This window comes from Leisingera thetidis (assembly GCF_025857195.1).
GTDB lineage: Bacteria > Pseudomonadota > Alphaproteobacteria > Rhodobacterales > Rhodobacteraceae > Leisingera > Leisingera thetidis.
On record NZ_CP109787.1, the window covers coordinates 2387074 to 2406561 of the forward strand.

General features: G+C 66.5%; 20 protein-coding genes. 9 read left to right on the forward strand and 11 right to left on the reverse strand.

From position 1 onward, the window contains the following. Position 1: 1 nt before the first annotated feature. The gene (locus tag OKQ63_RS11435) at positions 2-637 is read right to left on the reverse strand and encodes a DUF1007 family protein (RefSeq protein WP_264210203.1); all 636 of its coding nucleotides are present in this window, start codon (positions 635-637) and stop codon (positions 2-4) included. A 98-nt stretch (positions 638-735) separates the two neighbouring features. Next, a complete protein-coding gene (locus OKQ63_RS11440; RefSeq protein WP_264210204.1) occupies positions 736-2154 on the reverse strand; it encodes a pyridoxal phosphate-dependent decarboxylase family protein in 1419 nt (472 codons plus the stop codon). A 234-nt stretch (positions 2155-2388) separates the two neighbouring features. On the opposite strand from OKQ63_RS11440, the gene parE reads away from it, so the two are divergent. Together parE and OKQ63_RS11450 are read left to right on the forward strand one after the other, a co-directional pair. Continuing rightward, positions 2389-4347: a DNA topoisomerase IV subunit B gene (gene parE / locus OKQ63_RS11445; RefSeq protein ID WP_264210205.1), complete on the forward strand. Its 1959-nt coding sequence runs from the start codon at positions 2389-2391 to the stop codon at positions 4345-4347. A gap of 12 nt (positions 4348-4359) precedes the next feature. Next, on the forward strand, positions 4360-4914 hold the full coding sequence (locus tag OKQ63_RS11450) for a hypothetical protein (RefSeq protein WP_264210206.1): 555 nt from the start codon (positions 4360-4362) through the stop codon (positions 4912-4914). A 388-nt stretch (positions 4915-5302) separates the two neighbouring features. Here OKQ63_RS11450 and OKQ63_RS11455 read toward each other — a convergent pair whose 3' ends face one another. Next, positions 5303-5569, reverse strand: a complete 267-nt coding sequence (locus OKQ63_RS11455; RefSeq protein WP_264210207.1) for a hypothetical protein — start codon at positions 5567-5569, stop codon at positions 5303-5305. A 485-nt stretch (positions 5570-6054) separates the two neighbouring features. On the opposite strand from OKQ63_RS11455, the gene OKQ63_RS11460 reads away from it, so the two are divergent. From OKQ63_RS11460 to OKQ63_RS11470, 3 genes are read left to right on the forward strand one after another with little or no spacing between them, the layout of a single operon-like run. After that, entirely contained in the window at positions 6055-6819 is a 765-nt protein-coding gene (locus OKQ63_RS11460) for a hypothetical protein (protein WP_264210208.1), read from the forward strand. 29 nt (positions 6820-6848) lie between these two features. Continuing rightward, complete coding sequence (locus tag OKQ63_RS11465; protein WP_264210209.1) at positions 6849-7505, forward strand: DNA-3-methyladenine glycosylase I; 657 nt, start codon at positions 6849-6851, stop codon at positions 7503-7505. 19 nt (positions 7506-7524) lie between these two features. Further along, positions 7525-8205 carry a hypothetical protein gene (locus OKQ63_RS11470; RefSeq protein ID WP_264210210.1) on the forward strand — a complete coding sequence of 227 codons (681 nt, stop codon included), beginning with the start codon at positions 7525-7527 and terminating at the stop codon, positions 8203-8205. 10 nt (positions 8206-8215) lie between these two features. Here the strand turns inward: OKQ63_RS11470 and OKQ63_RS11475 are convergent, their stop codons facing one another. Next, positions 8216-8854: a hypothetical protein gene (locus tag OKQ63_RS11475; protein ID WP_264210211.1), complete on the reverse strand. Its 639-nt coding sequence runs from the start codon at positions 8852-8854 to the stop codon at positions 8216-8218. Between the two features lie 290 nt (positions 8855-9144). Between OKQ63_RS11475 and OKQ63_RS11480 the strand changes: the two genes are divergently transcribed. Then, positions 9145-9579 (forward strand): DMT family transporter, encoded by a 435-nt coding sequence (locus tag OKQ63_RS11480; RefSeq protein WP_264210212.1) that lies wholly within the window; start codon positions 9145-9147, stop codon positions 9577-9579. Positions 9580-9591: 12 nt separating this feature from the next. Here the strand turns inward: OKQ63_RS11480 and OKQ63_RS11485 are convergent, their stop codons facing one another. The 7 genes from OKQ63_RS11485 to proS form a co-directional block, all read right to left on the reverse strand. Then, positions 9592-9927, reverse strand: coding sequence for a zinc ribbon domain-containing protein YjdM (locus tag OKQ63_RS11485; RefSeq protein WP_264210213.1), 336 nt, complete (start codon positions 9925-9927; stop codon positions 9592-9594). A 113-nt stretch (positions 9928-10040) separates the two neighbouring features. Next, positions 10041-10367 carry a bactofilin family protein gene (locus OKQ63_RS11490; RefSeq protein WP_264210214.1) on the reverse strand — a complete coding sequence of 109 codons (327 nt, stop codon included), beginning with the start codon at positions 10365-10367 and terminating at the stop codon, positions 10041-10043. Positions 10368-10577: 210 nt separating this feature from the next. Next, positions 10578-11261 carry an ABC transporter ATP-binding protein gene (locus OKQ63_RS11495; RefSeq protein ID WP_264210215.1) on the reverse strand — a complete coding sequence of 228 codons (684 nt, stop codon included), beginning with the start codon at positions 11259-11261 and terminating at the stop codon, positions 10578-10580. Further along, positions 11254-12540, reverse strand: a complete 1287-nt coding sequence (locus OKQ63_RS11500; RefSeq protein ID WP_264210216.1) for a lipoprotein-releasing ABC transporter permease subunit — start codon at positions 12538-12540, stop codon at positions 11254-11256. Before OKQ63_RS11500 ends, OKQ63_RS11495 begins: the two co-directional genes overlap by 8 nt. Positions 12541-12594: 54 nt before the next feature. After that, the gene (locus tag OKQ63_RS11505) at positions 12595-13095 is read right to left on the reverse strand and encodes a DUF2937 family protein (RefSeq protein WP_264210217.1); all 501 of its coding nucleotides are present in this window, start codon (positions 13093-13095) and stop codon (positions 12595-12597) included. A 107-nt stretch (positions 13096-13202) separates the two neighbouring features. Next, entirely contained in the window at positions 13203-14006 is an 804-nt protein-coding gene (locus tag OKQ63_RS11510; protein WP_264210218.1) for a hypothetical protein, read from the reverse strand. Between the two features lie 163 nt (positions 14007-14169). After that, positions 14170-15525: a proline--tRNA ligase gene (gene proS / locus OKQ63_RS11515; protein ID WP_264210219.1), complete on the reverse strand. Its 1356-nt coding sequence runs from the start codon at positions 15523-15525 to the stop codon at positions 14170-14172. Positions 15526-15893: 368 nt separating this feature from the next. On the opposite strand from proS, the gene OKQ63_RS11520 reads away from it, so the two are divergent. From OKQ63_RS11520 to OKQ63_RS11530, 3 genes are all read left to right on the forward strand, one after another. Then, positions 15894-17258 (forward strand): FAD-dependent oxidoreductase, encoded by a 1365-nt coding sequence (locus tag OKQ63_RS11520; RefSeq protein ID WP_264210220.1) that lies wholly within the window; start codon positions 15894-15896, stop codon positions 17256-17258. Next, positions 17255-18232: an isopenicillin N synthase family dioxygenase gene (locus OKQ63_RS11525; protein ID WP_264210221.1), complete on the forward strand. Its 978-nt coding sequence runs from the start codon at positions 17255-17257 to the stop codon at positions 18230-18232. Before OKQ63_RS11520 ends, OKQ63_RS11525 begins: the two co-directional genes overlap by 4 nt. 180 nt (positions 18233-18412) lie before the next feature. Continuing rightward, positions 18413-19486, forward strand: coding sequence for an AI-2E family transporter (locus tag OKQ63_RS11530; RefSeq protein ID WP_264210222.1), 1074 nt, complete (start codon positions 18413-18415; stop codon positions 19484-19486). Positions 19487-19488: the final 2 nt, after the last annotated feature.

Consider the following 19488-nt stretch of genomic DNA (forward strand, 5'->3'; position numbering starts at 1 on the left):
CTTATGCCCCGCAGCTCAGCCGCACGGTGTCGGCAAAGGCCTCGCCCACCTCGGGATAGGCGTCCTCGGCCTGATCCGACGGCATCGCGTACAGCAGTTCTTCCACCTTGGTATAGGCCGCATCCAGATCCGGCGGCGTCACATCGCCCGTGCAGCCGCCGCTCAGCTCCAGCCCGCTGGTCAGCGTGTAGGCGGTGTAATAGGTCGGATCATAGGCCTTGATCACCACCCCGTCCGCCGCCTGCGGCTCCGCCAGAACCCGCCGGTGGCGGGTGGTGATGCGCCCGTCCGCCACCTCGGTCGACAGATGCTCCGGCGCCCCCAGCGCCAGCGCTTCGCCTGCCCGGCTCAGGTAGGTATCGCCCAGGAACCCCTCGGTCCACTGCATGTCGAACCCCTGCAGACCGGCCAATTCCTCCGCCGTCAGCGCGCCGTCGAAATCCGCGTCCAGCCCCCGGTCCTCGAAGATCAGCAGCGAGTAGAACTCGTCATAGGCCCAGGTGATCTCCACCGCCAGCAGCTGCCCGTCCTCCGAAACAACCGCCTTGAGGCCGGTATCGACAAAGATATGCGGATGCGCTGCGGCGCCATGCGGGGCCAGCAGCACAGCGGCCAGCAAGGGAATAAATCGCGTCATGAGCCAATCAGTAGGCCGCCCGCCGCCGCCGGGCAAGCCCCGCCCCCGGCAGCGGCGGTCCCCTGCCGCCCGGGTCACGCCGGAAAGCCGCCCGCCTGTCAGGCCAGCGCCGCCTCCCGCGCCACCGCCGCGATGGCCGCCTGCACGTCCGCCTCCCGGCTGCGGTGGTTGACGATCGCCGCCCGCAGCATCACGCGGCCCTGCGCCCGGGTGGTGGAAAACACCGCCTCGCCGGTTTCCTGCAGGGTCTGGGCGATATGCGCGTTCAGTGCCGACTGCGCGTCGGGCGGCAGATCGCTGCGCGCGGTGAACACGCAGACGTTGGAGACCACCGGCGCCCCCAGCGCCATCTTCGGCTGCGCCTCCACCTCGGCCGCCATGAATGCTGCCAGTTCGCAGTTGCCGGTGATCGCCTCCGAGAATGCGGCCTCGCCATAGGTCTCCAGCGCCGTCCACACCTTCAGCGCCCGGTTGCCGCGGCTGAGGTCGATGCCGTAATCGCAGAACCACGGCTCGCCGCCCGCCAGCCCGCGCTCGGCCCCCTCCAGATACGACGGCCGCGCCGCAAAGGCCGCCCGGTGCTCCTCCTCGTTGCGCAGCAGCGCCATGCCGCAGTCATAGCCCACGTACATCCACTTGTGGAAATCCAGCGCGATGCTGTCGGCCCGCCCGATGCCGTCGGACAGCGACCTGTAGGGCTCCGCGGCAATCCGCGTCCAGGCCCCGAAAGCCCCGTCCACATGCAGCCACAGCCCCAGCTCCGCCGCCGCATCGGCCAGCGCCTCCAGATCATCGAACAGCCCCAGGTCCACCGACCCCGCGGTGCCCACCGCCAGGAACGGCACCGCGCCCGCGGCCCTGTCCTCCGCCACCATGGCCGCCAGCGCCGCACAATCCATCCGGCCAGCAATCAAGGGCACCTTGCGCAGGTTCTCCGAGCCGATGCCGAGCAGCTCCACCGCCTTCAGCGTCGCATTGTGGACGCCCTCGCCGGCATAGGCGGTCAGCCGCGCATCGCCCTGCCCCTGTTTGCGCAGGTTCTTCAGCACCCTGAGCCGGGCCGCCTGAAACGCAATCACCGTCGCCTGCGAGGTGCCGGTCACCAGGATGCCGCTGGCGCTCTCCGGCATCCCCATCTTTGCCCGCGTCCAGTCCACGACCGCGCGCTCCATGTAGTTGGCGCCGTGATCGCGCCCGCCCATGTTGGCATTGACCGCCGCCGCCGCCAGGCTGCTGATCAGGTCCGTGGCCAGCCCCGACCCCTGCACCCAGCCCCAGAACCGCGGATGCGTGTTGCCGCCGTGATAAGGCAGCACGTCGCGGATGATCCGGTCCACCGTCTCCCGCGGCCCGCGCGCCTCCGCCGTCACCGCATAGCGCGCGTCGATATCCTCCGGCACCGCCTGCCAGGGCCGCTCCGCCGCCGCTTGCATCTGGTCCAGGGCCGCCTCCAGCATCCGCTGCGCCTCCGCCCGGAACGCCGCCCAATCCTGCGTCTTGATCCCTTTGTCAGCCACCCGCGCGCCCTCCTTCTGCCGTTCGCTGGCAGCGGTTTAGCCCGCAGCACGTTGAACTGCACGGAAAATATCACCGCACCCGGATAACCGGAACTTGTCTTCGAAGCTTTGAAAACTAGTGCCGCCCGCCCGCGCCGGCGCCTTATCCACAACCCCTTGCGTCCCTCTTCCACCCGGCCCCGACACCTGCCATAATGGCTGCCAATCAACACCAAGGAAGAGCAGTTCCCGCACATGGCCGACGACCTCCTCAGCACGCCTGCAGCCGACATCTATGACGCCTCCTCGATCGAGGTTCTGGAAGGCCTCGAACCGGTCCGCCAGCGCCCCGGCATGTATATCGGCGGCACCGATGAGCGGGCGCTGCACCACATGGTGGCGGAAATCCTCGACAACTCGATGGACGAGGCCGTCGCGGGCCATGCCAACCGCATCGAAGTCACCCTCAATGCGGACTACTCGATCACCGTCACCGACAACGGCCGCGGCATCCCGATCGACCCGCACCCCAAGTTCCCGGACAAATCCGCGCTCGAGGTGATCCTCTGCACCCTGCACGCCGGCGGCAAGTTCTCCGGCAAGGCCTACCAGACCTCGGGCGGCCTGCACGGCGTCGGCTCCTCGGTGGTGAACGCGCTGTCGGATTCGCTGGTGGTGCAGGTGGCCAAGAACAAGGAGCTGTTCGAACAGCGCTTCTCCCGCGGCCTGCCGCTGGGTCCGGTCGAAAAGGTCGGCGCCGCCCCCAACCGCCGCGGCACCATGGTGACCTTCCACGCGGATGAGCAGATCTTCGGCCACCACCGCTTCAAGCCCGCGCGCCTGTTCAAGCTGGTGCGCTCCAAGGCCTATCTGTTCTCCGGCGTCGAGATCCGCTGGAAGACCCTGATCGACGACAATGAGACCCCGGCCGAGGCCACCTTCCACTTCCCCGGCGGCCTCAAGGACTACCTGACGGAGGTGCTCGGCAAATCCTCCGTCTACGCCGACGCGCCGTTTGCCGGCAAGGTCGAGTTCCGCGAGAAATTCAACGCGCCGGGTTATGTCGAATGGGCGATCAACTGGACGCCCTCGCGCGACGGCTTCACCCAGTCCTACTGCAACACCGTGCCCACGCCTGAGGGCGGCACCCATGTGGCCGGCTTCTGGTCCGCCATCCTCAAGGGCATCAAGGCCTACGGCGAGCTGGTGGGCAACAAGAAGGCCGGCAATATCACCCGCGACGACCTGATGGCGGGCGGCTGCGCGCTGGTCAGCTGCTTCATCGCCGACCCGGCCTTTGTCGGCCAGACCAAGGACCGCCTGTCGACCGAGGCCGCCGCCAAGATGGTGGAAAACTCGGTCCGCGACCATTTCGACAACTGGCTCGCCGCCGACACCAAATCGGCCGGCGCCATCCTCGACTTCCTGGTGCTGCGCGCCGAGGAGCGCCTGCGCCGCAAGCAGGAGAAGGAAACCCAGCGCAAATCCGCCACCAAGAAGCTGCGCCTGCCCGGCAAGCTCACCGACTGCACCTCGAAAGACCGCGCCGGCACCGAGCTGTTCATCGTCGAGGGCGACTCCGCGGGCGGTTCCGGCAAGGGCGCGCGCAACCGGGTCAACCAGGCGCTCTTGCCGCTGAAGGGCAAGATCCTGAACGTGCTGGGGGCGGCGTCGAACAAGCTCGGCTCCAACGCCGAGATCAACGACCTCTGCGAAGCGCTTGGCGTCGGCCTCGGCACCAAGTTCAACCTTGATGATCTGCGCTATGACAAGATCATCATCATGACCGACGCGGACGTCGACGGCGCCCATATCGCCTCGCTCCTGATGACCTTCTTCTTCACCCAGATGCGGCCCTTGATCGACGGCGGCCACCTCTACCTCGCCTGCCCTCCGCTGTTCCGCCTGACGCAAGGCGCGCGCCGTGTCTACTGCCTCGACGAGGCGGAGCGCGACAAGTGGCTGGAAAAGGGCCTCGGCGGCAAGGGCAAGATCGATGTCTCCCGCTTCAAGGGTCTTGGCGAAATGGACGCCAAGGACCTGAAGGAGACCACGATGGACCCCACCACCCGGAAATTGATCCGCGTCACCATCGACGAGGACGAGCCCGGCGAGACCGGTGATTTGGTCGAGCGCCTGATGGGCAAGAAACCCGAGCTTCGCTTCCAGTATATTCAGGAGAACGCGAAGTTCGTCGAGGAGCTGGATGTTTGAAGGGGAACCTATTTGTTCGCAAACTTCGTTGATTTTTCTGACGCCAAGAAAACTCGCAAGGCCCTACTCGCGGTCGCGATCTCGACTCTTTTCGCCAGCAATGTAGTCACATTTTCCGGCAGCTTCTCGCTGTTTGGGCCAGCTGTGACGATCGACCAAATCAAGCTCGTTGGCTTTGGGCGAATTGCTTCATTTTTCTTGCTGACAGTGTTTTTGATCCGCTCCGGACCGATTTTCGTGGAGTCGTTGTCGAAAACGCACCTTGAATTGTTATCGCGACAAGAGAAACTTGCATCTGCGAAACTCAAAGGTAAGTGGGTCGACATTATCGAACCGTTTGATCAACAGCCGAGAAACAATACTGAAGCTCATGAAAGACAACAGTACGAATTAGCTCATTCGTTCACATTGGTGCGTACGCGCAGGCAGCAAACGTACGAGTTTCTTGTTCTCTTCACACATGCAGCCACAATTCTGCTGGTGGATTTCAGTCTTCCTATCTTGCTTGGAGTAACTGCCTTTCTTGATCCACATCGGGCTGGCAGTTTCCTGGAAATGCTGCCTTAAACGGCGAAACTCTTCTGAGCAATTCCTGTTTCCCGCTCAGCCCCCCTCTCTAGTTCCGAGTTACAAGGCCCGCGCCTGACCTTGGGAGGGCGCGAATGCGCCTTCCCAAGGTCAGGCGCGGGCCGTGCCGCTGCGCGCCACGCCCCAGTGGGCACACCGCCACCGTCACATTCCACGGCACTGGCATCAGCGAAGGGCTCCGCCCGTCCGAACCTCAAACGCTCCCCCGGAGCGTTTGCCGCTGCGCGGACCGGTTCGAACTCCCGGGGGGAGTTGAGACCGTCCCGGAAACTGTCCGGGGGACAGTTTCAGGTCGAAACGGGCAGAGCCCAATCAGGCGCGGGCCGTGCCGCTGCGCGCCACACCCCAAGAGGGCATAGCGAAATCTTCACGCTCTAATGCGTTGACCGCACAACTGCCACATCTTCGTTTCCGGATCCTGCACGGCTACGCCTTCTTCTTTCAGCATTTCCAATAGTGTCCTAGAGATGTGGCCAACATGCTCAACGTGCCCACCATAGATGCCCAGGGCACGCCCAATTTCCGCGTTCTTTAGGCCGTCTTCAGGTGCCATTTCCAAAACAGTGCGAACCGCAGATTTCAATAGAGCCATGGCTTGTTGCGCATCAGCGTAAGCTTTGTTCAAATCAGTCATCGTCGATGTTCTCCAATACGTGCCATCTTTCTCCCCTGCTGCCGCAGCGGTTGCAAGTGTTGCGCCGAACCCCAAACCACCGCACGCCCCGCTTGTGCACCCTTAACTTGGGCCTGCCATACTCCAATCCGTCGCGACAACAGGTGCGGACTGACACCCCGCACCGCCAGGAGATACGGGAGCCCCCAAGACCACCTCCTTCATCGGGTGCAGGGGTTTTCCGCAAACCGAGAGCTTTCGAGCGGACATGGGGGCTTGCGATCCCCTGCCCGGCCCTCCGCCCTCCGGCGGCGCCGCCCTCTCTTACCCGGCACGGCACGGCCGCAGCAACAGCGGCCCCCCGGCCCCGGACAGCGCAAACCCCGGACGGAGCCCCTCCTGCCGGGCCGAACGCGCATGCCGCATGACACCTGCGTGAGGCCGGTTGCCTGAAACCCCTGTCCCTTCCTAAGGTCAGGCAGCCCCCCCCACGCAGGAGACCGGCCATGAGCTTCATCGCTGACAACCAGCTGCCGCTGCTGCTGCTGTTCTTCCTCGCAGGTGCCGCCGGCACCCTCTTCCTGTTCCGCAAGCCCGCAGGCCACCGGGCCTGGAAACTGGCGGATCTGGTGTGGGTGGTGCTCGGCGGTTTCGGCGCGCTGGCGGCGGTGGTCTCGGGCATCTACGCCGCCGACTCCTCCAGGCTGGAGCGCCAGATCGACATCGCCTATGCCGCCACCGCCGCCTTCGACCGCGACGCCGCCCGCTTCCGCCTGCGGTTCTGCGACCCCGCCTATGACGCCGATATCGCGACCTTGTGCGACAAGGTCGAATTCCTCTCCGCCTCCACCGCCGGCAATGCCGAGCTGCCGCTGTTCATCGCGGTGACGGATGAGGTGGCGCCGCTGCAGGGCCTCAGCTTCCTGTTCGGCACCTCCCGCTCGGACATGGACGAGATGAAGGACATGGAAGCCCAGGCCCGCGCCTTCGACCCGGCGTCGTTTCTGGTCTTCACCTCGCTCGACGCACCCGCCCAGGCCGCAGTGGACAACATGCGCCGCAAGGTGCCCGCCATTGCCGGCGACTTCCTGATCATCGCCCGCGCCTATGACGGCCTCATTGCCCATGTCGCCAAGCTCAAGCAGGAATGGGAATACCTGCAGGACAATGCCCATATCCTGGTGCTGCAGATCATCGCGCTGTGCCTGGTCAGCTTCGCGGCGCCCTTCCGGCTCGGCAAATCCATTGTCGAGCTGCGCCGCCGCCGCTAACCTGACCGGACCGCCACCGGGGAGCCGCCATGCGCAGCTTTGACGAGATCTTCGCCATTTCCGCAGACCGCCACGGCGGCCCCGCGGCGCTGGAGGCCAAGCTCGGCCCGCCCGGCCCGGACGCCACCGACCTGCCGGAGGACCGCTGGCTGGCGGTGATGACAAAATGCATCTTCCAGGCGGGCTTCAACTGGCAGGTGATCGAGGCCAAATGGGACGGCTTCGAGGAAGTCTTCCACCGCTTCGATCCCGGCCGCTGCGCCTTCATGGAGGAGGCAGAGTTCGACGACATCCTGCAGGACACCCGGGTGGTCCGCAACGGCGCCAAGCTGGCCACGGTCCGGACAAACGCCGCCTTCCTGATGGCGCTGCGCGATGAGGGCGGTGCCGGTCAGGTGCTGGGCGGCTGGCCCTCCACCGATTTCATCGGGCTTCTGGACATGCTCAAGAAACGCGGCGCCCGCCTCGGCGGCATGACCGGGCAGTACGCGATGCGCTTTGCCGGCCGCGACAGTTTCATCCTCAGCCGGGACGTCACCGCCCGGCTGACCGCCGAAGGGGTGATCGACAAGCCCGCCGCCTCCAAAACCGCGCTCAAGGCGGTGCAGGCGGCCTTCAACAAGTGGATGGCGCAATCGGGCCGCCCGCTGACCCAGATCAGCCGCGTGCTGGCGCTGAGCTGCTGATCCGAAGGACCGCCCGCAGATGATCCGCCTCCTGCTTCTTGCCCTGCTGTTCCTGGCCGCCTGCGGCCGCCCGCTGACGCAGACCGAACGCGCCTATCTGGACGGGCTGCACGGCAGCTCGCTGGATACGGGGCGGGTGCGGATCGTGCGCGGCGCGCCGGTCGGGGCGGTCACCTTCCGGCGCACGGTGCGCCCGCGCGTGACCTGCCGCGAACGCATCCTGCCGCCGGTCAAGGAGGAGGTGGTGACCTCCTCGCCCGCCGCGGTGGCGCTGTTCAACCGGATCTTCTTTGTCCGCGACTGGTATCTCGACAACTACCTGCCGGAGTATCCGGACAAGCTGCATCTGGTCGAGGCGATGCTGCTGGCGCATGAGGCGACCCATGTCTGGCAATGGCAGAACCGCAAGCGCACCGGCTACACCCCCTTGCGCGCCGCCGCCGAACACGGCAGCCGCCGCGACCCCTATCTGTTCGACCTGGCCGCCGCGCCGGAGTTCCTCGCCTACGGTTATGAGCAGCAGGGCGCCATCATCGAGGAATACGTCTGCTGCCGCGCCCTCGCCCCGCAGGCCGCCCGCACCAAGCGCCTGCACCGCATGCTGGAAGCCGCGATGCCGGTCCGCCCGCTGCCGCACTCCCGCGAGCAGGACGTCTACCTGCCCTGGAAGGACGCGGAACTGAAAGGCATCTGCGACTGACGGGGGCGGTTCAGCCCGGCCCCGCCCCGCCGGTCTGCTGCTGGAACCGCCGCGACAGCAGCCCGGTGACGGCCAGCATCACGGCGGTCATGGCGGCAATCAGCAGCAGATAGACCGACAGGATCAGCGTGGCCGGAACCGCGTGGTTCAGCTGCGAGAACACCCCCAGCGCAACCGGCGTGTACCAGGACACCGCCGAGACCGCGCCGGAGGCCGCGAACAGCGCCCGCTGCATCCGGCCCATGCCCTGAAACAGCGGCCTGCCGGCCTGGCGGCGCAGGTGCGGCAGGATCACCATGTGAATGAAGGCCCCGTTCAGCGTCAGCACCGCCACCACCAGCAGCTTGGCATGCACCTTGGGGTTCTGCAGCTGCAGCGGATCCTGCAGCGCATAGAGCAGCAGAAAGCCGAAACCGGTCAGCCACAGCAGCTTCAACCCGGCATCGACCACCCTGGCCGCGAATTCGAAACCGGCCACGCGTTCGGCGCTTGCCTGCCCCGGCACGAAGAACCGCAGCAGCAGCAGGTCCAGCAGCGTGGCGCCGCCCAGCCCGGCGGCAAGGCCGATGAAATGCAGGAACCGCAGAACGGTGCGCGCGCTTTCAGCGGGATCATCAAGAAACAGGCCGGGAAGCGTGGATAGGGTCATAGCGGATCAGCACTTGCGCGAGGGGTTGGAAATGGTTGCCCGCTTGCCCTACATGATATTGCGAGTCATTCGCAAGTAGAATCTCCAACACCCTGCCCCTTGCGGCAGCAGCACCGGTCTTCTGCGGGCAGAGCGGCAAGCTGCAGTGAACACTTTCCGCCGCTGAACGGCCCGGCAAGACCGGGTTTTCAGGGCAGAAAACCGCGGCGGCGTCCGGCGCCGCAACGTTGCGCTTGTGCCGGGCCCCGGCTTTTGGTCAAAACGGTGCGGAAACCTGCAGGAGCCGCACCATGACCCAATACGCCCTCATCATGCTGGCCGCGGGCCTTGGCATCCCGGTGCTGGCCGCACTGAACGCCGCCCTGGGCAAGCTGATCGGCTCCCCCGCCTCCGCCGCGGTGGTGCTGTTCCTGATCGCGCTGATTGCCACCGTCCTCTATGCGCTGATGGCCGGCCCGCAGGCGCTGGCCAGAATCCCCTCCGCGCCCAAGCACCTGCTGCTGGCCGGCGTTCTGGTCGCCTTCTACGTGCTGTCGATCACCTATGTCGCGCCGCATTTCGGCGTCGGCAACGCGGTGTTCTTCGTGCTGATCGGCCAGCTGATCTCCGCCGCCGCCATCGACCACTTCGGCCTGTTCGGCGCCCAGGTCAGCCCGCTGAACCTGACCCGCGCCGCCGGCATTTCAGTGATGGCGCTGGGGGTCTGGATCACCCAGATGGCCTGAAGCGCAGGCGCCTCAGCCGGACACCTTCTTGACAAACTGCGATTTCAGCCCGATCGGCCCCACCCCCGGCACCTTGCAGTCGATGTCGTGGTCGCCCTCCACCAGCCGGATGCCGCGGACCTTGGTGCCGACCTTGATCACCGAGGAGGTCCCCTTCAGCTTCAGGTCCTTGATCACCGTCACCGTATCGCCGTCGCTCAGCACATTGCCGACGCTGTCGCGCACCTGCGCTTCCGGCCCGGCGGCCACGCCCCATTCATGCGCGCATTCGGGGCAGATAAGCAAAGCATCCACCTGGTAGGTGTAGGCAGAGGCGCATTCGGGGCACGGAGGCAAAGTGTCAGTCATGGCTCCGCCAATAGCCGCTGATCCGGCTGGAGGCCAGCCAAAGATCGCCTGGACCCGCCCTATGGCCGGGCACGCCCGCGCAGATCAGCAGACCGCCGGCGGCAGGGATAGGGTCAGGCCCCCGTCCCCTTGCCGCTGATCCTGATGTTGCCTTGCAGCTGGGCACCGCTTTCGGTCGCCATGCTCTGGGCCGAAACATCCGCCTGCACCTGCGAGCTGGCCGCCAGCCGCAGGTCCTCGCATTGGATCTTGCCGCTGTAGGTGCCCTCGACGGTCACCGACTGCGCGGTCAGGGCGCCGTCGACGGTGCCGCCCTCATGCACCGTTACCGCCTGCGCCGAGAGATCGCCGACCACCCGCCCGCGGACTTCGACACTGCCCTTGCTGGAGGTGATATTGCCCTCAACGGTCACATCTTCTTCGATTACGGAATTCACCACGTGTCAGCCCTTTCTGCGCATTCCCGGCCAGCCTAGCCTGCCCGGCCCGGTTTGAACACCTGATAGCAAACCGCCGCCTCCGGCCATAGTCCTGCCCTGTTGCACCCGGCAAGGTTCCGCCGGCGCCGCGCGCAAACCGCCGCTGGCGCCCGCTGTCGTCTTTCCCCGAATACCCCGCCGGAGGCCCTGCGCCGCCAGGGCGCAGTTGGCTCAGACCGCCGCCAGCAGACCGTCCTGCAGCTTCACCTGCCGGTCCATCCGCGCTGCCAGCTCCAGGTTGTGGGTGGCGATCAGCGCCGACATCCCGGTGCCGCGCACCAGCTCCATCAGCGCCGCAAAGACCTGATCCGCGGTGCCGGGATCGAGGTTGCCCGTCGGCTCGTCCGCCAGAAGGATCCGCGGGCTGTTGGCCAGTGCGCGGCAGAACGCCACCCGCTGCTGCTCGCCGCCCGACAGCGCCGCCGGGCGGTGACCGGCGCGGCCCGCCAGCCCGACGGTGCCCAGCAGCTCCGCCGCCCGCGCCGCCGCGGATTTCTGCGAGGCGCCGTTGGCCAGTTGCGGCAGCACGATGTTTTCCAGCGCGGTGAATTCCGGCAGCAGATGGTGGAACTGATAGACAAACCCCACTTCCTGGCGCCGCACCCGGGTGCGGCGGCGGTCGCCCTTGCCGGTGACATCCTCGCCCGCGATGCGCACCGTGCCCGCATCCGGCGTGTCCAGCAGGCCCGCGATGTGCAGCAGCGTCGACTTGCCCGCGCCCGAGGGCGCCACCAGCGCCACCACCTCGCCCGCCTGCAGCGTCAGGCCCGCGCCGCGCAGCACGTCGACCTGGCCGGGCGTGCCGGTGAGGTAGGATTTGGCGATGCCTGCCAGTTCCAGCGTGATCTCACTCATAGCGCAGCGCCTCCACCGGGTTCAGCCGCGCCGCGCGGCGGGCCGGGAAAATGGTCACGAAAAACGACAGCCCCAGCGACAGCGCCACCGCCGACAGCACGTCGCCCAGCCGCAGTTCGGCGGGCAGCGCATAGATGCCGCGGATCGACGGGTCCCAGACACCGCCGCCCATGATGAAGTTCACAAAGGAAAAGACCGGATCGATGTAGATGGCGAACAGGCAGCCCAGCAGCACGCCGCAGAGGGTGCCCAGCACCCCGGTGAAGGCGCCGCAGATGAAGAACACCCGCATCACCGACCCTTCGCTGAGGCCGATGGTGCGCAGGATGCCGATGTCGCGGCCCTTGTTCTTGACCAGCATGATCAGCCCCGAGACGATGTTCATCGCCGCGATCAGCACCAGGATCGACAGGATGATGAACATCACGTTGTCCTCGACCTCCAGTGCGCGCAGAAAGCCGCCGGAGGCATCGCGCCAGGTCCAGACCCCGGCGGTGCCGCCCGCCGCCTGCTGGATGGTGATGGCCATTGCATCAACGTTTTCAGGATCTTCCACCATCACCTCGATCTCGTCCGCCGCGCCCTCGCGGTTGAAGAACGCTTGCGCCTCGGCAAACGGCAGGTAGACGCGGGTGCGGTCGATGTCCCAGCGCCCGGCGGTGAAGATATAGACCACCTCATAGGCATTGACCCGCGGGCTGGTGCCGAAGGCGGTCTTGACCCCGTTCGGGGAGATCAGCTTGATCTTTTCACCGACGGACACGCCCAGCTCGCGCGCCACGCCGGAGCCGATGGCGATGCCCTCTTCAAAGCGCCCCAGGTCGCCCAGCGCCTCTTCGCTTTGGGCCACGCCGGGAATGCCCCGGATATCCTGCGCGGAGATGCCGAACACCTCGACGCCGGCGTTGCGCTGGCGCAGGTTCGCCATCACCTGGCCCTTGACCAGCGGCGCCGCGCGGGTGACGCCGGGCACCGCGGCCACGGTCTCCGCCAGCGCCTGATACTCCTTCAGCGACCGGTCCAGCACCCCGGCCTCGTTCACCTCGCCGTAGGAATAGACGGTGACATGGGCGTTGGCGCCCAGGATGGTGCCGACAAATTCCGACCGGAAGCCCGAGCGCACCGCCAGGGTGGCGATCAGCGCAAACACCGCAAGGGTGATGCCGATGAGGCTGATCCAGGTCATCACGCTGACCCCGCCCTCGGCCTTGCGGGCGCGCAAGTAGCGCCACGCGATGATCCATTCGAAACGTGAAAACGGCGGAGGTGTCGTGGCCATGCAAAGATCCTGCCCAGAAGGTCGGCGCGACCCTATGGGGGGCATGGATCAGGGTCAAGCCGCCACGCCCAGCGCCTTGAGCGGCAAGCGTAAAACCGTCAGCAGAAGCGCCGCCGCCAGCAGGCCCGCCAGAACCCCGCCCGCGGCAAAGGCGAGGCCGTCAGGGCTGACCGGAATGGCCGGGCGGAAACTGTCCCAGGCGGCGGCGGCCACCTCCGGGTCGGTGAAGCGGGCCAGGTTCAGCACCCGCTGCAGCGGCGCGAGGTCCTGCAGCGCGGCCAGATCGCCCTGCAGCCGGTCAAAGCGCGACAGCACATCCGACATGGTCTGCGCCCGCAGTCCGCCCATGCGGCCGCCGTCAGCCAATTCGGCCAGCGCCTGCTGCCGGCTCAGCCCCAGCGCGGCGGCGTCGGCATCGAACCCGGCGGCGATGCGGCCCAGCTCGTCCACCGCGCCGCCCAGCCGCTGCAGGTACTGCTGCGAAAATTCCGGAAACTGCGAACAGGCGGTGCCGCCGCAGGTGCCGCCCGCCAATGTCAAAACCCGTGCCAGCATGGCTGCTCTCTCCTGCCGTCTGTTTGCCCCGATCAGACGCCAAACGCCGCCGCCAGGCAAGCAGCTTGGCGGCGGCGGCAGGCCGGAAGCGCGCGCTCCCGGTGCCCTCAGCCGTCGAAGGCGGGGCAGGACTTGGGCCGTCTTTCCCCGATCACATCGGGTGCGGTGCCCGCGAACTTACCGTCCCGCCAGCACAGCTGCCGCGAGGAAAAGGCGATCACGCTCTCGTCCGACAGGTTGATGGTATAGGACTTGGAGGCATTGCCCGCGGCGGTGACCTCAACCGCGCCCACGGTGCCGCTGCCCGCCCCGTTCAGCTGCGCGCTGCCGTCCAGCTGCAGCTCTCCGGCGCCGGTGTAGCCGGTTGCGTACAGCACGGTGTCAATCACCCGGAAATCGTCATTTATCAGATAGTTCCGGGCCGATCCTTCCTCCCACATCTTGCGGATCCTGGTGTCGATGGCCAGCCAGTCGGACGCATAAAGCAGCACCCCCTTGTAAGTTTCGCTGGTCAGGGAATTGCCGGCAACCGCGCCGTCGCCCTCCAGACCGAAGCCCTGGATATCCTCGCCGGTGGAGACGGTGCCGCTGGCCGAAACCCGGGCCAGATCCTTGCGGCCGATCTCGAAAATCCAGCCCTTGCCGGCTGCCACATCCGGCAGGGTGCCGACATTGGCAAAGCCGTTCTGGATCAGCGCGCCGCTCAGCCGCCTGCGCCCCGTCAGCAGGCCGATCTGGCCCGGGCGCGCGACCTTTTCCGCGCCCTTGGTCACATAGACCGTATCGTTCAGCACCAGGTATTTCCCGAACGGGAAAAAGGTCCGCTTGAATTCGGCCTTCGGTTCCGCCTGCGCCGCCTGCGCCAGGCCGAAGAACAACAGCAATGAAAGAGCCCGCATAATCCTCACCATTCAAAATATTCCGGTTTGCAACGCCAATGTTGGCCCGCGGGGCGGCAGCCCTGTCAACCCCCGCCTGCAGAAATTTCCGGAAACGCACCCTTTACGGGATCGCTGTGCCCGTAAAAAAACAGGCCCGAAGGCCTGTTCCTGACGTGTCCTGATGTCCGGCGCTTCAGAAGCCGCGGCCGGTCGGGTGCTTCTCGTAAACCGCGGCCACCTTTTTGACCGCCTCTTCCGGGGACAGCTCCTCGCTCTCGCCGGTGCGGCGCGAGGTGAGTTCCACCACGCCGTTCTTGAGGCCGCGCGGGCCGACGGTGATGCGCCACGGCAGGCCGATCAGATCCATCGTCGCGAACTTGCCGCCCGCGCGCTCGTTGCGGTCGTCGTACAGCGGGTCCAGCCCGGCCGCGGTCAGTGCAGCGTACAGCTGGCTGCAGGCCGCGTCCGCCTCGTCATCGCCCTGCTTGAGGTTGACGATGCCGCAGTGGAACGGGGTCACGCCCTCGGGCCAGATGATGCCCTTGTCGTCGTGGCTGGCCTCGATGATGGCGCCCAGCAGGCGCGAAACACCGATGCCGTGCGAGCCCATGTGGACCGGCACGTTCTTGCCGTCCGGCCCCTGCACGGTGGCGCCCATGGCGTCGGAATACTTGGTGCCGAAGTAGAAGATCTGCCCCACCTCGATGCCGCGGGCGACGCGGCGGCGCTCCTCGGGGATCTGGTTGAACAGGGCCTCGTCATGGGTCTCGTCCGTACGGGCGTATTTGGAGGTGAACTCCTCCAGCACGCTCTGGCACTGCGCGACATTGTCATAGTCGATGTCGCGGTCGCCAAAGGTGAGGTCGGTCACCGCGCTGTCATAGAACACCTCGGATTCGCCGGTCTCGGCCAGCACGAGGAATTCATGGGTGTCGTCGCCGCCGATCGGGCCGGAATCGGCGCGCATCGGGATCGCCTGCAGGCCCATCCGCTCATAGGTGCGCAGGTAGCTGACCAGGTGGCGGTTGTAGGCGTGCAGCGCGTCTTCCTTGGTCAGGTCGAAGTTGTAGCCGTCCTTCATGTAGAATTCGCGGCCCCGCATCACGCCGAAGCGCGGGCGGATCTCGTCGCGGAACTTCCACTGGATCTGGTACATGGTCAGCGGCAGGTCCTTGTAGCTGCTGACGTGGGCACGGAAGATGTCGGTGATCAGCTCTTCGGCGGTGGGGGTGAACAGCATGTCGCGGTCATGCCGGTCCTTCACCCGCAGCATTTCCTGGCCGTAGGCCTCATAGCGGCCCGACTCGCGCCACAGGTCGGCGGACTGCATGGTCGGCATCTGCATCGGGATGTGGCCCGCGCGGATCTGCTCGTCATGCACGATGCTTTCGATCTTCTTCAGCACCTTGAAGCCCAAGGGCAGCCAGGAATAGATCCCGGCGGCGGATTGCTTGATCATCCCGGCGCGCAGCATCAGCCGGTGGCTGACGATCTGGGCTTCCGAGGGGTTCTCTTTCAGAACCGGCAGAAAATAGCGGGACAGGCGCATCTTGGCTCCATCGGTGATGTGGGTTCGAGTTCCCGCCCGGTTTAGTGGCTGCAAGGGGTGCGGGCAAGGGCGGAGGTGGAGGAGTGTTCTAATCCGCAGCTGCTGTGTTTCCCCCCGGATGAAACCGAACCGCCGGAACACAAGGCCCGGGCCTGATCTTGGGAGGGCGCGAATGCGCCTTCCCGGGGGGAAGGTCAGGCGCGGGCCGTGCCGCTGCGCGCCACGGCCTGGAAACCCGCTTCGCCCCCGCAATGTCGCTTTTGTGCCCTCGCGGCGCAAAAGAACTTGAATAGCCATTCAAGATTCGAAAGTGTTAGCGGAAACGCCCCGGACACACCGGGGCTCAAAGAATCCGTGGGGAGAGAGACGTGACCAAAACCATCCATGAACCGGCCCGCGACATTCCGGTCATCCATGAAACAGACGTGCTGGTGGTCGGCTCCGGCCCCGGCGGGCTGGCGGCAGCCTTGGCGGCGGCGCGGGCGGGGGTGGAGGTCACCCTGATGGACCGCTTCGGCTGTTTCGGCGGCAATATCACCACCGTCGGCGTCGAGGGCTTTGCCTGGTACCGGCACGAGAAAACCGTGGAGGCCGGCGGCGTCGGCCGCGAGTTCGAGGAGCGCGCCAAGGCGATGGGCGCGGCGGTGCCCGAAAGCCAGTCGCTGTCCTATGAGCTGGACAGCGAGGGCTTCAAGCTGGTGGCCGACACGCTGGTGGAGGAGGCCGGCATCCACCCGATGCTGCACCGGGTGTTCGTGGCCCCCATCCGCGAGGGCAGCCGGATCACCGGCGTCATCGCCGAGAGCAAGGCAGGCCGCGAGGCGGTGCTGGCGAAACGGGTGATCGACGCCACCGGCGACGCCGACATCGCCCATATGATGGGCGCGCCCTGCGTGAAAACCCCGGTGGAGCAGATGCAGGCGGCCAGCGTGATGTTCCATATCGCCGGCGTCGACAAGCAGAAATTCATGGAAGGCGTCAAGGCCGATCCCCAGACCTATGCCAATTGGTCGACCGGCGAATGGCAGGTGGAGACAAGCGGCAAGGAGGACGATATGTTCTCTCCCTTCCTGGCCAAGCCGTTTGCCCAGGCGATCCGCGACGGGGTGATCCCGGCGCATCTCAATACCATCGGCGGCACCTGGGGCGCGGTGCATGACTCCGGCGAGATGACCTATATGAACCTGGTGCATCTGGGGGGCATCGACGGCACCGACCCAGACAGCATGACCCGCGGCGAGATCGAGGGGCGCCGCCAGGCGATGCACGCCATCGACGCGCTGCGCGCCTATACGCCGGGCTGCGCGGGCGCGCGGCTGCGCAACTTCGGCATGACCATCGGCATCCGCGACACCCGCAAGCTCGACGCGCATCACAACATCACCGAGGACGAGACACGGCATCAGGGCCGCTTTGACGACACCATCGGCATCTATCCGGAGTTCATCGACGGCTACGGCGTGCTGATCCTGCCCACCACCGGGCGTTACATGCAGATCCCCTACCGCGCGATGCTGCCCAAGGGGGTCTCGGGCCTGCTGGTCACCGGCCGCGCCATCGGCGGCGACAGGATCGCCCATGCCGCCACCCGCAACATGGCCTGCTGCGCAGTTGCCGGACAGGGCGCGGGCATCGCCGCGGCGCTGTCGGTCAAATCGGGCTGCGAACTGGACGCGGTGGACATCGCGCAGGTGCAGGGTGAGCTGAAACGCCAGGGGGTGCGGATCCATTGACGCAGAATATTCCCACCATCGACATCACCCCGCTGCGCGAGGCCGGGCATCCGCAGCGGCAGCAGACTGTCGCGGCCATTCTGGCGGCGGCTGAGGACATCGGCTTCCTGTCCATCACCGGCACCGGGGTGGCGCCGGAGACGGTGGACAGCGTGCGGGCCGTGGTGCGGGCGATCTTTGCGGTGCCGGAGAAATCCAAGTGGGAGCAGGCAATTACGCGGGAGAATTACCGCGGCTACATCCCGATGGGTTTCTTCACGCCCAATGACGGCTCCGGCACTGCGGACAAATACGAGGGCTACAAGCTGCATCACGAGGTGGCGGCGGACGACCCGATCCGCGCCGCCTGCCCTCTTTACGGCCCCAACCGCTGGCCCGGCGAGGTGCCGCAGGCGCGCAAGGCGATTCTGGACTACTGGGCAAAGCTGGACGGCGTGTTTCACCTGCTGCTGGGGGCGCTCGCCGAGGGGCTGGGGCTGGAGCCGGATGCGTTCCGGGAGCCGTTCGAGAACCCGCTCACCAACATGAGCCTGCTGCACTACCCGCCGCAGGCGCCCGAGGAGGACGGTTTTGGCATTCACCCGCACAAGGACACTGACGCGCTGACCATCATCGCGCCGGACCCGGTCGGGGGCTTGGAGGTGCAGACCCGTGACGGCGGCTGGATCAGCCCCGGCTGCCCTCCCGGCGGCTTTGTCGTCAACATCGGCGACATGCTGGAGCTGTGGTCCGGCGGGCGGCTGGTCTCCACCCCGCACCGGGTGGTGAACAGGTCCGGGCGCGAGCGCTATTCCTTCCCGTATTTCGCGGTGCCGCGCCACGATGTGGTGGTGAAGCCGCTGCTGCCGCCGGTTGACGGGTTCAGCCGCCCGCCCGTGCATTGCGGCCACTGGTCGGCCGAGATCTGGCGCACCAACTGGCCGGATCAGGACGCAGATGCGGACACCCCGGAGCTGGGGACGCTGCACAGCTGAGGGAACGCCCTGCCCCTGCGGCCGCGCAGGACATTTCCCTGACTTGCCCCCGGTCTTTTGCGCCTTATCCCCGTCTTGCCCACAGCGGATTTGCCCCTGCCCCTTGCATGGGCTGCGCCCATCGGGGAAGACTGGCCGCAACAACCGGATGCAAACAGACCAGGGGCGGGCAGTCTGACCATGGCGCTACCAGCCAAGAAACAGTTCAAATACTGGGGCGTCGCCGCGGTGGTGTTCGCGGTGATCATGTGGGCGCTTGGCGGCGTGCTGATGCCGTTCATCCTGGGCGCCGCGATTGCCTATATGATCGACCCGATCGCCGACCGGCTGGAAGCCTGGGGGCTGAGCCGCACCGCCGCCACCGCCGCCATCACCGTCGGCGCGCTGCTGGTGTTCCTGCTGCTGCTGCTGGTGGTGGTGCCGACGCTGATCTACCAGATGATCGACCTGGTCAACGTGCTGCCGCAGCTGGCGCGCGACGCGCGCGCCTTTGCGATCGAGCATTTCCCCTCGGTGTTCGAGGAAAACAGCCGCATGCATCAGGCCATCGCCTCGATCGGGCAGACGCTGCAGTCGCGCGCGGGCCAGCTGCTGCAGACCGCGGCCGGATCCGCGGTGTCGCTGCTGAACGTGGTGGTGCTCTTGGTCATCGTGCCGGTGGTTGCGGTCTACCTGCTGCTGGACTGGGACCGGATGGTGGCGCGCATCGACGCGCTCCTGCCGCGCGACCACCAGCCGGTGATCCGCCGCCTGGCCCGCGAGATCGACGCGGTGCTGGCCTCCTTCATCCGCGGCATGGGCACGGTCTGCCTGATCCTGGGCACCTATTACGCGGTGGCGCTGATGCTGGTGGGGCTGAATTTCGGCCTGGCGGTCGGCTTCATCGCCGGGCTGATCACCTTCATCCCCTATCTCGGCGCGCTGATCGGCGGCGCGCTGGCGATCGGGCTGGCGCTGTTCCAGTTCTGGGGCGACTGGGTGTCGATCGGGCTGGTCGGCATCATCTTTGCCATCGGACAGGTCGCCGAGGGCAATTTCCTCACCCCCAAGCTGGTCGGCGGCTCGGTCGGGCTGCATCCGGTCTGGCTGCTGCTGGCGCTGTCGGTGTTCGGGGCGCTGTTCGGCTTTGTCGGCATGCTGGTGGCGGTGCCCGTTGCCGCCGCCCTGGGCGTGGTCGCCCGCTTCCTGACCGAACAGTATCTGGACAGCCGACTGTATCAGGGCCAGAGCCACCGGGACGCGGGGGCGGAATAATC